The organism is Nocardiopsis nanhaiensis (genome assembly GCF_054778635.1).
This window is the reverse complement of record NZ_BAAGZJ010000003.1, coordinates 26,567-40,218: the sequence shown is the minus strand read 5'-3', so window position 1 is coordinate 40,218 and position 13,652 is coordinate 26,567. Positions and strand designations below refer to the sequence as shown.

16 protein-coding genes are annotated in these 13,652 nt (G+C 68.5%); 6 read left to right on the top strand and 10 right to left on the bottom strand.

The features are described 5' to 3' along the window. Window positions 1-62: 62 nt before the first annotated feature. Window positions 63-1,652, top strand: a complete 1,590-nt coding sequence (locus tag ACYVD1_RS02010; RefSeq protein WP_460766938.1) for an FAD-binding oxidoreductase — start codon at window positions 63-65, stop codon at window positions 1,650-1,652. A 32-nt stretch (window positions 1,653-1,684) separates the two neighbouring features. On the opposite strand, the gene ACYVD1_RS02005 is transcribed toward ACYVD1_RS02010, so the two are convergent. Next, window positions 1,685-2,356 carry a helix-turn-helix transcriptional regulator gene (locus ACYVD1_RS02005; RefSeq protein ID WP_460766935.1) on the bottom strand — a complete coding sequence of 224 codons (672 nt, stop codon included), beginning with the start codon at window positions 2,354-2,356 and terminating at the stop codon, window positions 1,685-1,687. Between the two features lie 79 nt (window positions 2,357-2,435). Between ACYVD1_RS02005 and ACYVD1_RS02000 the strand changes: the two genes are divergently transcribed. After that, entirely contained in the window at window positions 2,436-3,698 is a 1,263-nt protein-coding gene (locus ACYVD1_RS02000; RefSeq protein ID WP_460766932.1) for an FAD-dependent oxidoreductase, read from the top strand. 19 nt (window positions 3,699-3,717) lie between these two features. On the opposite strand, the gene ACYVD1_RS01995 is transcribed toward ACYVD1_RS02000, so the two are convergent. Genes ACYVD1_RS01995 through ACYVD1_RS01985 form a run of 3 tightly spaced genes read right to left on the bottom strand, consistent with a single transcriptional unit; the run spans window position 3,718 to window position 5,035 of the window. Beyond that, window positions 3,718-4,020 (bottom strand): hypothetical protein, encoded by a 303-nt coding sequence (locus tag ACYVD1_RS01995; protein ID WP_460766927.1) that lies wholly within the window; start codon window positions 4,018-4,020, stop codon window positions 3,718-3,720. Then, complete coding sequence (locus ACYVD1_RS01990) at window positions 4,017-4,658, bottom strand: alpha/beta fold hydrolase (RefSeq protein WP_460766923.1); 642 nt, start codon at window positions 4,656-4,658, stop codon at window positions 4,017-4,019. The genes ACYVD1_RS01995 and ACYVD1_RS01990 overlap by 4 nt, the downstream gene beginning before the upstream one ends. 5 nt (window positions 4,659-4,663) lie before the next feature. Then, window positions 4,664-5,035, bottom strand: a complete 372-nt coding sequence (locus ACYVD1_RS01985) for a VOC family protein (RefSeq protein ID WP_460767379.1) — start codon at window positions 5,033-5,035, stop codon at window positions 4,664-4,666. A 105-nt stretch (window positions 5,036-5,140) separates the two neighbouring features. Here ACYVD1_RS01985 and ACYVD1_RS01980 point away from each other — a divergent pair, with 105 nt between their 5' ends. Then, the gene (locus ACYVD1_RS01980; RefSeq protein WP_460766917.1) at window positions 5,141-5,776 is read left to right on the top strand and encodes a TetR/AcrR family transcriptional regulator; all 636 of its coding nucleotides are present in this window, start codon (window positions 5,141-5,143) and stop codon (window positions 5,774-5,776) included. Between the two features lie 43 nt (window positions 5,777-5,819). Here the strand turns inward: ACYVD1_RS01980 and ACYVD1_RS01975 are convergent, their stop codons facing one another. Together ACYVD1_RS01975 and ACYVD1_RS01970 are read right to left on the bottom strand one after the other, a co-directional pair. Next, window positions 5,820-6,035 (bottom strand): heavy-metal-associated domain-containing protein, encoded by a 216-nt coding sequence (locus ACYVD1_RS01975; RefSeq protein WP_460766911.1) that lies wholly within the window; start codon window positions 6,033-6,035, stop codon window positions 5,820-5,822. After that, entirely contained in the window at window positions 6,032-6,466 is a 435-nt protein-coding gene (locus ACYVD1_RS01970; protein ID WP_460766906.1) for a nuclear transport factor 2 family protein, read from the bottom strand. The genes ACYVD1_RS01975 and ACYVD1_RS01970 overlap by 4 nt, the downstream gene beginning before the upstream one ends. Window positions 6,467-6,565: 99 nt before the next feature. On the opposite strand from ACYVD1_RS01970, the gene ACYVD1_RS01965 reads away from it, so the two are divergent. Continuing rightward, window positions 6,566-7,198 carry a TetR/AcrR family transcriptional regulator gene (locus ACYVD1_RS01965; protein ID WP_460766898.1) on the top strand — a complete coding sequence of 211 codons (633 nt, stop codon included), beginning with the start codon at window positions 6,566-6,568 and terminating at the stop codon, window positions 7,196-7,198. A 171-nt stretch (window positions 7,199-7,369) separates the two neighbouring features. After that, window positions 7,370-8,548 carry a UDP-N-acetylglucosamine--N-acetylmuramyl-(pentapeptide) pyrophosphoryl-undecaprenol N-acetylglucosamine transferase gene (locus tag ACYVD1_RS01960; RefSeq protein ID WP_460766891.1) on the top strand — a complete coding sequence of 393 codons (1,179 nt, stop codon included), beginning with the start codon at window positions 7,370-7,372 and terminating at the stop codon, window positions 8,546-8,548. Between the two features lie 347 nt (window positions 8,549-8,895). Here ACYVD1_RS01960 and ACYVD1_RS01955 read toward each other — a convergent pair whose 3' ends face one another. Beyond that, complete coding sequence (locus ACYVD1_RS01955) at window positions 8,896-9,255, bottom strand: type II toxin-antitoxin system HicB family antitoxin (protein WP_460766886.1); 360 nt, start codon at window positions 9,253-9,255, stop codon at window positions 8,896-8,898. Continuing rightward, window positions 9,252-9,470, bottom strand: a complete 219-nt coding sequence (locus tag ACYVD1_RS01950) for a toxin HicA (protein ID WP_460766880.1) — start codon at window positions 9,468-9,470, stop codon at window positions 9,252-9,254. The genes ACYVD1_RS01955 and ACYVD1_RS01950 overlap by 4 nt, the downstream gene beginning before the upstream one ends. A 259-nt stretch (window positions 9,471-9,729) precedes the next feature. Here ACYVD1_RS01950 and ACYVD1_RS01945 point away from each other — a divergent pair, with 259 nt between their 5' ends. Then, window positions 9,730-9,912 carry a DUF397 domain-containing protein gene (locus ACYVD1_RS01945; RefSeq protein WP_460766873.1) on the top strand — a complete coding sequence of 61 codons (183 nt, stop codon included), beginning with the start codon at window positions 9,730-9,732 and terminating at the stop codon, window positions 9,910-9,912. A 682-nt stretch (window positions 9,913-10,594) separates the two neighbouring features. On the opposite strand, the gene ACYVD1_RS01940 is transcribed toward ACYVD1_RS01945, so the two are convergent. Further along, on the bottom strand, window positions 10,595-11,611 hold the full coding sequence (locus ACYVD1_RS01940; RefSeq protein WP_460766868.1) for an Ldh family oxidoreductase: 1,017 nt from the start codon (window positions 11,609-11,611) through the stop codon (window positions 10,595-10,597). Window positions 11,612-11,672: 61 nt separating this feature from the next. After that, window positions 11,673-13,649, bottom strand: a complete 1,977-nt coding sequence (locus tag ACYVD1_RS01935) for a tripartite tricarboxylate transporter permease (RefSeq protein ID WP_460766862.1) — start codon at window positions 13,647-13,649, stop codon at window positions 11,673-11,675. Window positions 13,650-13,652 lie beyond the last annotated feature (3 nt).

The window sequence follows — 13,652 nt, the reverse complement described above, 5'->3', positions numbered from 1 at the left end:
CCGCCGGACCCCGGCGGGCCCGGACGGTGCGAACGGGGACGGGGAAGCGGGGGGACCGGCAGATGGGGAACCAGCTCATCGGAGGGCGAGGCGGGGCCGAAGGCAGCGGGTCCGGTGGCGGCAGCGGCACGGCCGAAACCGGGTCGGCCCTCGGGCCGGAGCCGGTCGGCCCCTCGGATCCGCGCTACCGGTACCTGACCACCCGCGCCGGCGGCAACCGGCGCTTTACGGGCAGGCCGGACCGGATCCACCCGGTGCGTTCCACCGACGACGTGGTCGCGGCGGTGCAGCGGGCCGTGGACGAGGACGCGCGGCTGGTGGTCCGCAGCGGCGGCCACTGCTTCGAAGGGTTCGTCGACGACCCGGACGTCCGGGTCGTCATCGACACGGCCCTGATGAACGACGTCTCCTTCGATCCGGCGATGGGGGCCTTCTCGGTGGAGGCCGGCGCCAGGCTCGGCGACGTGTACCGGGCCCTGTACATCGGCTGGGGTGTGGTCGTCCCGGCAGGAGAGAGCCCCGAGGTCGGCGCGGGCGGCCACATCCTGGGCGGGGGCTACGGGTTCCTGTGCCGCCTGCACGGGCTGGCCTCCGACCACCTGCACGCGGTCGAGGTCGTCGTGGTGGACGCCTCCGGCCGCGCACGTCCCGTCATCGCGACGCGGGCGGCCGACGACCCGAACCGCGACCTGTGGTGGGCGCACACCGGCGGTGGCGGCGGCAACTTCGGCATCGTCACCCGCTACTGGTTGCGCTCACCCGAGGCCACCGGCGCGGACCCGGCCCGGCTGCTCCCGGCAGCACCCCAGGCGGTGGACTCCTTCACCGTGACCTGGGACTGGTCCGAGCTCGACCAGCCGTCGTTCGCGCGGCTCGTGCGCAACTTCGGGGACTGGTGCGAGCGCCACAGTGGCGCCGACTCCCCCTATGCCGCGCTCTTCGCCACGCTCTACCTGCACGCGCGCTCGTTCGGGTCGGTCCAGATCGACGGCCAGTACCTGTCCCCGGAGGCCGGCGACGAACACCTGGTGCGCAGGTTCATCGACGACATCGGCGCCGGTGTCGCCGCCGCGCCCGCGGTCGAGACGGAGCGGCTGACCTGGCTGGGGTTCGCGCTCAGGAGCCAGGACGGCGGGATCGGGCGCCTCAAGATCAAGGACGCCTTCCTCCGCCGCGGGTTCGACGACCGTCAGACCGCCGCGGTGTACCGCCACCTCACCGACGACGCGCCCGACGCGTACTTCAGCACGGTCGCCCTGGACACCTACGGCGGTCGGGTCAACACGGTGGCGGAGGACGCGACGGCCTCCGCCCAGCGGGACTCGCCACTGCGGGTGTGGACCATCGTCGCCTGGGGAGAGCCCGAGGACGACCAACGGCACCTGAACTGGGCGAGGTCGCTGTTCCAGGAGGTGTTCGCCGGGACCGGCGGTGTGCCCGCACCCGGTACCGGCGCGGACGGGACGTTCGTCAACCACCCCGACACCGACTACGCCGACCCCCGCTGGAACACCTCCGGGGTGCCGTGGCACGACCTGTACTACAAGGACAACTACCCGGCGCTGCGACGGGTCAAGGCCCGCTGGGACCCCCGGAACGTGTTCCGACACGCCCTGTCGATCGAGCCCGCCGACACCGGAACTCCGACGTAGAAAGCCGGCGTAGAAGCCTGGTGTGGCCGTGTCTACCGGTCACCCTGATCGCTGGTGACCTCCCGGTCGGGGGCGGCGGGTTGATCGGGGTCGGCAGGGCCCAAGCGCGCGGACACCGCGTCCAGCCACTCCCGGTCCCAGGACAGGCGGCCCGAGCGCAGGTCGTCCACGAGGCCGTCCACCCAGCGCAGCTCGGTTTCGGTGACCGCGCGCTGGTAGTCCTCCTCCACCGTGAACAGCCGGGGCAGCCCCATCTCCGCGGCCCGTTCGGCGTCGGTTTCGGCCTGCCGCAGCCGGTCCCGCAACTCCTGTGCCCGGGCTTCCAGGTACTCGGCCGCCCGTTCCGGGGTGAGGTGCGGTAGCGCGCCCAGCGCCACGGGGAATTCGGGGAACTCGCGGGCGGGTGTGGTGAACATGTCCCGGAGCCATCCGTCCAGGGTGCCGTGCCCGTCCTCGGTGATCCGGTAGACGGTCCGCTCGGGTCGCCCCGGTGCGCGCACCCGGTCGGCGACCTCGATGAGTTCGGTGCGGAGCAGCCGCTCCAGGGTCTGGTAGACGCTGTTGCGCTGCGCGATGTTGACGATCCGGTCCTTGTGCCGGGCCTTGATCAGTTGCTGCATCCGGTAGGCGTGCATCGGTTCCTCCGCCAGTAGCAGGAGGAGTTGCACCGCCAGGGGGGAGCGCCGCTGCGTCCGATGTGCCACCCGTTCGCCTCCACTCGTTCCTTGCCTAGGGCCGTTCCCCGGGGGTTGTCAGGATAGCCATTCTATGTATAGTCATAATATGACTATAGGCGAGAACGGAGAGGGGCCAGCGATGAAGGCACTCATCATCGGGGGCGGTATCGGCGGACCGGTCACCGCGGCGGCGCTGCGCCGGGCCGGGATCGAGGCGGTCGTCTACGAGGCCCACGCCGGCCCCGGGGACGACATCGGCGCGTTCCTGACCCTGGCCCCCAACGGCCTGGCCGCCCTGCGCACCGTCGGGATGCTCGGAGCGGCACGGGACGCGGCGGCCTTCCCCACCACCCGCATCGAGTTCGTCAACGGGACCGGACGGCGCCTCGGCGCCCTGCCCGACGGCTCCGACGAGGGGCCCGCCGAACTGCGCACCGTCACCGTCAACCGCGGCGCCCTGCAACGGGCCTTGGCCGAAACCGCCCAGGACCAGGGCATCCGGATCGAGTACGGCAAGCGCTTCACCGGCTATACCGAGACCGCCACCGGCGTGGTCGCCGAGTTCGCCGACGGCACCACGGCCGAGGGCGACGTGCTCCTCGGCGCGGACGGCATCCATTCGCTCGTGCGGCGCACCATGGACCCCGACGCCCCGGGGCCTTCCTACACGGGGCTCCTGGGGATCGGCGGGTACGTCCGGGCCGAAGGGATCGCGCCCACCCCGGAGGCGACCACGCGGATGGTCTTCGGCAAGCGGGCGTTCTTCGGGTACCAGACCGCGCCGTCGGGAGAGGTGTTCTGGTTCGCCAACCTCGGGCACACCGAACTGACCCGTGAAGAGATCGCCGCCCGAGGCGACGAGGCATGGAAGGAACACGCTTTGGCGCTGTTCGCGGACGACCTCCCGGACGTCACCACCGTCCTGAAGGCCGCCGGACCCGAACGCTTCCGGCCCATGGGCACCTACGACCTGGCGTCCCTGCCCCGCTGGAGCCGGGGCCGGGTGGCACTGCTGGGCGACGCCGCGCACGCCGTGTCCAACTCCAGCGGGCAGGGCGCCTCCCTGGCAGCGGAGGACGCCCTGGTTCTGGCCGCTTCTCTGCGGGACCTGCCCACGGTCGAGGAGGCCTTCGCCGCCTACGAACAGGGGCGCCGCGACCGGGTGGAGCGCGTGGCCGCCGAGGGCCGCAGGCGCGGCAACCAGAAGGCGGGGTCGGCGCACCCGGCGGCACTGTTCCTGCGCGACCTCGTGTTGCGGGCGGTGTTCGCGATGATCGCCCGATTCGGCAGCCAAGCGTGGATGAACGACTACCGCGTCGACTTCGACCGGCGCGTCACGGCCCCGTCCGCCGCGACGGCTTCGAGGTGAGGTGTTGTGGCCGGGAGGCTCAGCCTTCGGCGAGCACGCGGCGCAGGGCTGCGGTGAAGGCCTCGGGTGCGGCCTCGTATCCCAGGTGGTCCCCGGGGAAGGCGACCGGATCGATCCCCAGGTCCCGGGCCAGGGCCGAACCCATGGCGTGGATGTCCTGGCCGGCTGACCCTTCACCCAGGGCAACGGCCACCCGGGTCCCGTTCCGCCGCAGGGCGGCCGTGTCCGGGCGGTACAGCGAGAGCGGCAGCAGGCCGTGGGCGAGGAAGTACGCGAAGTTCCCGCCGACCCGCTCGAACGTCGCGGCGTCCTCCTCGCTCATCTCCGGGGGAGCGTCGTCCTCAGCCGGGTCGGACCCGCGCCCGGGCCCGTCGGAGCTCGGGGAGCCCTCGTCGGGGCCGTCCATGCCGGCGACACCGAAGAAGAGGGCCATTCCGCCTCCACGCCCTCCCGCAGGCAGGTCTCGTGGACCCCCCGGTCGCGGGCGAGGGCCTCGGACGGGTCGTCGAGGAGCATCACGCACGAGGGCTCGTGGGCCACGACGGTGCGCACCAGTTCGGGGCTCCGGGCGGCCAGCGCGAGCGCGATCTGGGCGCCGCCGCTGGTGCCGAAGACGTGCGCGGGGCCGCCGCCGAGAGCGCGGATGAAGCGTGCGGCGTCGTCGGCGTGCACGTCGAGCCGCTGGTCCCCTTGGTTCTCAGGGGCCTGGTCCTCGGCGGCCGGATTCTCGTGGGCCGGGTTCTCGGGGGCGGTGTCCAGGACGCTGCGCGAGTTGCCCCGGGGGTCGTAGGCCACGGTGGTGTACCGGTCGGCCAGGCGTCGGCCCAGGTCGGCCAGCACCCCGGCGTCCTGCGGCCCGCCGGGGACCAGGAGCAGGAGCGGGCCCGAACCCCGGACCTCGTGGTGGATGCGGGCGCCGGGCACTCGCAGGGAGCGTTCGTCGGCTGTGCGTGCTGCCATGGCGGTTACCCCAACCTCTCGCTGAGGACCATGCGGTTGCCCTCGCTGTCACGGAACTCAGCCACGGTGACCCCCGGCATGTAGGAGGCCTCCTCGGGTTCGGTGACGATCTCCACGCCCTTGGCGCGCAGGGACTCGACGGTGCCCCGGACGTCGTCCTCGACCAGCACCAGCACGGGGCCGGGGGAGGGCTTCTCGTCCGCTCGGGGAACGAAGTGCAGCGCGGTGTCGGCGCCCTCGAACCCGAGCTCGATCCACCGCCATCCGTCGTCGCCCATGGGTGCGTCGGCGACCACGCGGCAGCCGAGCTTCTCGGTGTAGAAGGTCTTCGCCCGGTCCTGGTCGGACACGGGGAGTTCGGCGAACTGAAGGTGCATGACCGCCTCCGGAAACCTCATGGAATCAAACTGGACCGTCCAGTACTCCCAGGCTAAAAAACTAGACGGTACAGTACCCAAGAGTCAACCAAGAACGAGGAGCACATGGTGAACCAACCGGTGGAGAGCCGGTCCGAACGCAAGAGGCGGGCGATCCTGGAGGCTGCTGAGGACGTCTTCCTCCGGGACAGCTACCTGGGCACCAGCATGGACGAGATCGCCGCGCGCTCCGGGGTGTCCAAACAGACCGTGTACAAGCACTTCGGCAGCAAGGAGAACCTGTTCGTCGAGATCGTCACGCACATGACGACCGGGGCCGGCGACCTCGTCCACGTACACCCCGCGCCCGCCGCCGGCGAGGACATCGCCGCCTACCTCACCGACTACGCCCACCGCCAGCTCACCGTGGTGCTCACCTCGCGTCTGATGCGGGTGCGGCGCCTGGTTATCGGCGAGGTGCCCCGCTTCCCCGAACTCGCCCAGGCCCTCTACCACCACGGCCCCGGGCGGGCCATCGACAACCTCACCCGGATCTTCGAAGAGCTCTCCTCCTCAGGGCGCCTCGCGGTGTCCGACCCCCGCCACGCGGCCTCCCGATTCAACTGGCTGGTGATGTCCGAACCCGTCAACCGGGCCATGCTCCTCGGAGACCAGGCCATCCCCGCTCCCGAGGAGCTCCGCGCCAACGCCGCGGAGAGCGTCCGGATCTTCCTGTCCGCCTATGGAGACCGCCGGGAGTAGGCGGGTAGGCAAGGCTGCGGGGCGGCCGGTTCGGCGGTGGCGCTCAGTGGTCCTGGGCGGCGAGCTCCACACCGGCCTCCTCGACCGCGGCGCGGACCTCGGCGACCTCCAACGCCCGCTCGCTGGTCACGGTCACCAGACCCCGTTCCACGTCCACGGCGACCGCGGTGACACCGGTGACGCCCTCCAGTTCCTCGGTCACGAAGCTCTCGCAGTGCTCGCAGGCCATGCCGGCCACGGTGTAGGTCTGCTCAGTCACGCCGGCACCTCCGCGCTCTCTTTGCCGTTGTCCCTTGCCCCCGCGGGGTTCTTCTCCATGCGGGTGAGCTGGTGGGCCTCGCGCAGACGGCCGTCGGGGGCGAACCTCCCGAAGTAGTGCACGTCGATCGAGAACGAGCGCCCGCTTCGCACCACGTGCATGGTGTAGCGGGCGGCGAGCAGGTCGCCGTCGGCGGTGGCCTCGTGCACCTCCAGCCGGGACCTGGGCTTCTTCTTTCGTACGGGGCGCAGGTGCGCGATGAGCTTGGCCCGGTCCATCCGGTGCCCGTCGGCGTACTGCACCATGTCCGATGTGTGGAACCGGTCGACGATCGTGCCGAGCTCCTCCTCGGTGTCGGTGACCGCGCGCTCGAACCCGCCGAAGAAGTCGACGATGAACTGCCCGGGATCGGTCCCGTTGTACGGGCTCATAGTGCCTCCTACCTCCTGGCCCCTCAAGGCGCATGCGAACGCTTAACTCTGACAAGCTGTAAGATATGTGCTCCGCTCAACTTTGACAAGGTGTAAGAGATGTCGCCAATCTCGACCCCGAACCGCCGAGCCGACGCACGGCGAAGCCGGTCCGCGATCCTCGACGCCGCGATCCGCCTGCTCAACGACCGGCCCGACGCCAAGATGGACGCCGTCGCGGCCGAGGCCGGGGTGACCAGGCAGACCGTCTACGCCCACTTCCCCTCCCGGGCCAAGCTCCTGTCGGCGGCCCTCGACCGCGTCACCGAGGAGGCCGTGGCCGCGATGGACGCCGCCGACCTCGACTCCGGGCCCGCCGCCGACGCGCTGCTGCGGCTGGTCGACGCTGCCGCGAGGACCGCCGGACGGTACCCGAACCTGATGCACTGGGCCGGAACGAAGGCCGACGGGGCCGCGGGGCCGGGGGGAGGGGAGTCATCGGCCGAGGGGGCGCGGGCCGACACCGTTCGGCACGGGCCGACCGCCGACCGGCTCAGGCGGGTGATCGGGCGCGGTCAGCGCAGCGGGGAGTTCGATGACGGGATGCCGGTCGACTGGCTGGTCGCGGCCGTCATCGCGATCGGTCACGCCACGGTGGTCGAGAGCGGGGAAGGAGCGCTGTCCGAGGAAGAGGTCCACCGGGCGCGGCGCACCACACTCCTTCGGGCTCTGGGCCACAACGGAGCCGTGTGACCAGGGGATCGATCGGGGAATTGCCCCGGTTCGCCCCGAGCACTGGTGCCAAGGGCTCCCGAACGCGGCTACCGTGCTCTTGGGCCATGATTCCCCCCGCCAGTCGCTGGCCCTCATCCTGACCATTTCTCCCGTCCGCGGACCATCCGCGGGCTGCCAGATGGGACACGCGTGAACAGCACCGACGACCGCTCGCCCCGGGACCTGCGCCTGATCGTGACCGGAGGGGGAACGGGCGGCCACACCTACCCCGCGCTGACCGCAGTCAACGCACTGCGAGCCCGGTTGGAGTCGACCGGCAACACCTTGGAGGTGCTGTGGGTGGGTGCGGAGAGCAGCCTTGAAGAGCGGGTCGCCACCGCCAACGACATCGACTTCGCCGACGTGGCAACCGGAAAGATCCGCCGGTCCAAGAACCCGATCAAGCTCGTATCCCCGGCCAACGTCAAGGACATGGCCAACGTCCCCCGCGGCGTCATGCAGGCCCGCAGGCTCGTCTCCGACTTCACTCCGGACGTGGTCCTGGCCACCGGCGGCTACGTCGCCGTGCCCGTCGGCCTCGCCGCCCGGATGTGCCGACGCCCGCTCGTGGTCCACGAGCAGACGGTCCGCCTCGGCCTGGCCAACAAGGTCCTCGCCCGCGCCGGTGCCCAGATCGCCGTGTCCGCGGAGTCCTCCGTGGAACTGCTGCCGGAGTCCGCCCAGGACGACGCCGTGGTGACCGGAAACCCGGTCCGCCCGGAGGTCCTCACCGGACAGCCCCACCTGGCCGCCAAGGGCCTGGGCTTCGACGGGCACGACCCGAAGCTGCCCACCGTCTACATCACAGGCGGCGCCCAGGGTTCGGCGCAGATCAACGACAACGTCGCGGGGATTCTGCCCTGGCTCCTCGCCAGGGCCAACGTCGTCCACCAGTGCGGTTCGGCCAACCTCGAAGGGCTGCGGGAGAGTGCCCGGAACCTGCCGCCGGGGTTGGCCGAGCGCTACCACCTCACCGCCTTCGTCGGCCCCGAGCTCCCCGACGTGCTGGCCCTCGCCGACGTCGTGATCTCCCGCAGCGGCGCCGGAACCATCGCCGAACTCACCGCCCTCGGCAAGGCCGCGGTGTTCATCCCCCTGGCGTCCTCCGCGGGCAACGAGCAGGCACACAACGCCCGCCACCTGCAGGAATCCGGTGCGGCCGTCGCACTCCTGGACGAGGTCACCCCGCAGAACCTGCAAGCGGCGGTCGAGCCCCTGCTGGACGACCCCGCCAAGCGCGAGTCCATCGCCGACCAGGCCCGCTCCCACGGCAGGCCGGACGCGGCCGAGCGCCTGGTCGATGTCCTGCTGGACGCGGCCGGGAATTAACCGGAAAGGCCATTCCCGATCCACCCGGGGGTGGCCTTTTCCGCAGGTCAGCCAATAGGGTAGGCCGGTGAAGGGCATAAGGAATCGCCCGCATAGGGGGTTGCCGGTGTCCGACTTCTGAGAAGTCGGAAAAATCCATCCCTTGCCACCGGTAATTACCCAGGTAGAGAAGTTGCTCCCCGCGCCCGCGGGGACTGCCCCGACCCCGGCGCCCTGCCCCTGCGCGGTGCGGTCCAGATGCCCCGAGTCCGCGGGCCTTATTCCGGTGGGATGATGGGGTGCCATCCCTGTTGTGCCGCTCGACGTATCTCAGGACCCCTGGCACCGCCTCCGTCTCGGGTGAGCTGTCAACCCTGGCTGGAGAAATGGGTCGGGCCCGCGCACAAGGCCAGGCGAAGGGTGGCGAGCCGGTTCAATGACACATTCTGTTCCGCCGCCTCGATCGCCAGTTGTCTGTGCAGCTCCGGTGGGACCCGGACCTGAAACTTGCCCGAGTAGTCCCGCTCCGCGATAGGCGCGGGTGGCTGCTCGTCCGATGCCAGCATGTCGTCGACGGTGTCCGCGGCGAGCTCCCTGATTCCGGTGAACGCATCGGTGCTCACCGGGGCAACCCAGGAGAGGGGAGGGAACTCCGCGACCGTCCCCACATAGGCCTCGTCCTCGGCTGACCACCGGACCCGGTAGGCGTAGTGTTCCGATCGGTTCACCGCTCCTCCTTCAGCTGCGCGATCGCGGCGAGCACCTGTCGCACCTGGTAGGCCTTGGCCTGCCCGTGGTCATTCTGAATGTTGACCCGCGGGTCTCCCGGCCAAGGAATCCGGTAGACCCGATGAGAGGTTCCCCGTCTGCGCGGCTCCCCGAAGTAGTCATCACACACCTTCACCAGGTCCGCGAACCTGACGGAGATCGGTTGGCGCCGCATCCTTGCGGTTCAGTGCCAGTCGGCCCTGCGGCGGGGATCGCGGTGGCCGCCCGGGGCGCCTTCTCTGGCGATGACGATCTCTCGATGGTCCACACCGAGATAGCTACCCGCAGCGGCAAACTTGAGGGGAAGCCGTAGGTCGCGCTACACCGCACAATCTTCACGCACGCATGCGGAGATGCCCTCTCCCCAGTGAGTTCTTCCGCGTTGCTGAAGGATTTCCTCCGACAGCCCAGCTGAGAATTGCAGGAATCCACCGATGCACCCGTCGATCGAGCGCTACTGCAGTGCCTTCCGTTCCTCCTCGTCCTCCACCGCAGCGGACGACTGTGTCGAAGTGGCAGACGGAGCTGCCGGAGCTGCGATGCGGGGCACCAGGCACCGCGAGTTGAGCACGTTAACCTACCCGAATGCCGAGTGGCAAGTCTTCCTATGGGGTTAATATAGCGTCTTTTGCCTAGTTGTTCTTTTTCAGTGTTTTTTGGGGAAATGGTGTTTATGTCTGGAGTTCAAGGAGTTGGAGAAACGAGCGCTTGTCGCTGGTGAGCTTCCAGCTCAAGGAGCCTGCTCCCTGCGCACGCGGGGATGGTCCCCTCGTGCTGCTCGCGTTCCTGGGCTGCTGCTTCCTGAACCACGGTACGGGCGCCCGACCGCCTGAGGTGACCGTTTCAATGGCCGCCTGCTGTGGGACTGATGCCTTTCCTGCTCCCGGGCTGGACTGGTAGATCCCCGCGGCTGCGGCCCGCGCCCGGTCCCGATGAGTCCTCTCGTACGCACTTCCCGAAGCGCATGGGGGTGAAGAGGGCTCCGCGTGACCTGGCTCCGTCCGTTACTCGTGGCGCCGACGACTGATCCACCATGCAGTCTGGCGTCGCCCGGCCCTCCCACCGCTCGGGCAAGGAGGGTGAGGCTTTGGCCGCGTTCTCGCCCGTCGTGGGAGAGCCCATTCGCTTCGGTCAACGCAAGCGATCTCGACACGAAGCCAGAGCCTCCACCACAGCCAGCACAGAACAGGGCCCGGGTTATGCCCCACTCACGGCATGCCATCCGTGGCTACCGGGTTCGCGCGGTCATCCGAGGGGCTCGTACAGGTCCTGGGACGGGCGGGATCCACGGTTGGTGTGTCAGGCAGTGGCCACGGAGGTCAGCTCCGATACCACTTCCTCGTCTACCTTGATGGAGTGGGATTCGCGCGAGCGAGCGTAGGAGTCGTATTCACGCTGTCCCGGTAGCCGCACATCAGCGGTGTCGCCATCCGCGAGCAACCGCCGCTGGAAATCGCTGATCCTCTCATCGAGGTCCGGTGTGAACCGTCGGACCGCATCCAGGTTCACGCCGATGACGAAGTGCCCGAGGTCGGACTCGGCACCCGGGTCCGCACTCCAGCTGCGCACCGTGTCCGAATACGCCGATCCGCTCAGCACACCTGCGAAGAAGTCGACGGCGACAGAGAGACCGAAACCCTTGTGTCCGCCCATCGGCTGCAACAGGCCCTTGAGCGCCTCGGCCGGGTCGGAGGTCGGCTGGCCCTTCACGTCTGTCGCCCAGCTCTCCGGGAGAGGGCGGTTCTCCAGTTGCGCCTGCCTGATCTTCGCCCGGGCCACCTGGCTCAACGCCATATCGACGAAGATCGGTCGGCCACCGCTCCCTGCGGGTAGCCCCCAACCGAACGGTGAGTTGCCGATGACCGGAGTGGTGCCACCCCAAGCTGCCATCGTGGAACTGGCATTCGAAGCGACATAGCTCGCGATGCCCGCCTCCGCGAGAAGGATGGAGTACGGCATCGCCGGACCGAAGTGGTTGGAGTGGCGTACGAACGCCATCGCGATCCCCGACTCCGCGGCCGCGTCCCGCACGTGGCGGGTGGCCACCATTGTCGCCGCTGGCCCGAGGCCGTTGCGGGCATCGACGAGCGAGACGGAACCGGTGGAGCCGACGACCTCCGGGTTCACCGGGTCCATCCCGCCCAACTCGATCCTTCTGACATATTCGAGGGCTCTGACAGCGCCGTGGGTCTTGAGGCCGAGCGCCTCGGCGGTGGTGAGAACCCATGCGGTGTCGTCAGCGGCCGGCGACGGAACCCCGTTCCTCTGGAAATAGATCGAGATTGTCTCTACCAGTTCGCTGAATGTGTACGACAACTTGGTTCCTTTTTGGTTCGGGAGTGCAGAAACGGAGGGTTCGGAAGATTTTGTCGTGGCGTTAGAGGAACCACCCTCGCGGGAGCATGAGCTGCCCGTATTCGACCAGTGCCCAGAGCGCCGCCACGATTCCAGTCATGTACAGGAGGGTAGAAAGAATCCTCGTCCTCGCAACCGCCAGTAGGAAAGCGAGTGCGAAGATGCCGGTGCCCACGTACATCCCGAAGAGGAAGACGAGCCACACGTAGCCCAGCATCCATAGAAATGACACGGCCACGGTGCGCAGTTCCTCGCGAAACACGCCTTCAATCCTTCCCATTCCGCCTGCGGATCGCACAAGTCCCATGTCCTTGTAAATGGCAACGGCACAGATTAGAATGCCGATGCTTCCCACCACGAGGGGGAACAGGCGGCCGACATCGGAGAAGCCAAGGGAGAAAGCGACCGCCGCGATAAAGAAGAGCAACGCCGTGACGCTGACGATCAGGTGGACGAAAGGGGGCACCTTCATGACCGTGGTCTCCGGCGTCTCGGTTTGGTCCCCGCCGTCAGCGGCCAAGACTTTGCTCCGGCGAACGTGTTTGATAATCGAATAAGCCGTGGTGCCAACTAGAAGTAGCACGACGGTAACGACGAAGGGCCGGGAAAGCCACTCCGACGGTTCGAAGATGGAGACCGTGATGAAGTAATAGCGTTCGAGTGGGATCGCCAGTACGTACGAGATCAGGAACGGGGCGCGGGGGACGTCAGTGATCTTGCACAGCCAACCGATCAGTCCTAGCAGGAGCATCGTGTAGAAGACGTTGAGGTTGATGGGCTCCTGGAAGCCGCTCATGAAGAGCACCGGAATGAGGGCGGCGGCGAGCACGGGGAAGCGCACGAAGCTCAGTTTGGCCAGCGGACGGGACATGAAGAACGCCAGGACCGCCCCCAGGACACTGGCGATGGCGAACGACCAGACGATGAAGTAGACGACGTCGAGTTGCTGGGTGATGAGATCCGGCCCCGGCTGGATGCCGAAGATGAGCAGGACACCAAGCAACAGCGCGAACGGAGCCGCACCAGGGACTCCGAACAACAGGGTCGGAATCAGGGAGCCGGACTCGATGCCATTGCTCGCGGCCGAAGGGGCGATAACCCCGCGCGGGTCGCCGTTGCCGAACTGAGTGTTCTTCTTTCTGGCAGCCATTGCCTTGGCCTGCCCGTACGCCAGCCAGGCTCCGGCTGTGCCGCCCAGCCCGGGAATGATTCCGGCTCCTACACCCACCAGTGACCCGCGCAGTACCTCGCCCCTGTGCGTGACCACGTCGCGTGCTCCCCTGGCCCAGCCCGATCCGAGCGACATGGATTTGTCGGCGATCGCGGAGCGCTTCGCGACCAGGTGGATGATCTCGGCGACGCCAAAGATGCCCAGGGCGGCAGCGACCAAGCCGACCCCGTCCATCAGGTACTCCGACCCGAACGCGTAGCGGTACTCAGCCGAGACCGGAGAGGGCCCGACGAGGCCGAGTACCAGGCCGAATACTGCGAGCATCAGGCCTTTGACCAGGTTTCCCTGCGACAGCACGGCGGTGAGATAGATGCCGAGGACGATTAGCACGAAGATCTCCGGGGAGCCGAACGCGCTCACAAGCGGACGTGCCACGGGAATGACGAGGGTGAGTGCGACGATTCCGATGAGGCCACCGATCGTCGAGGCGATGAAGCTTATCGAGAGAGCGCGGCTCGCCTGACCCCTCTGCGCCATTTTGTGTCCGTCGAGGAGGAACACGGACGCGGCCGCCGAGCCGGGGATGCCCAGGACCACGGAAGTGATGACGTCGGAGGTGTGCACGACCGCCACCGCTCCGATGATCATCGCGATGGCCTGGTTCGGTTCGAGGACGAAAACGAACGGAATGAGAACTGCGACCGCGCCAGTCCCGCCAAGGCCTGGAATGACACCGACGATCAGGCCCACTATGGTGCCTGCTGCCAGGTAAAGGAGCATGGTGGGATCGGCGAAGCTTGACAGCGCAGTCAGGGCTGAGTCGAGCATGAG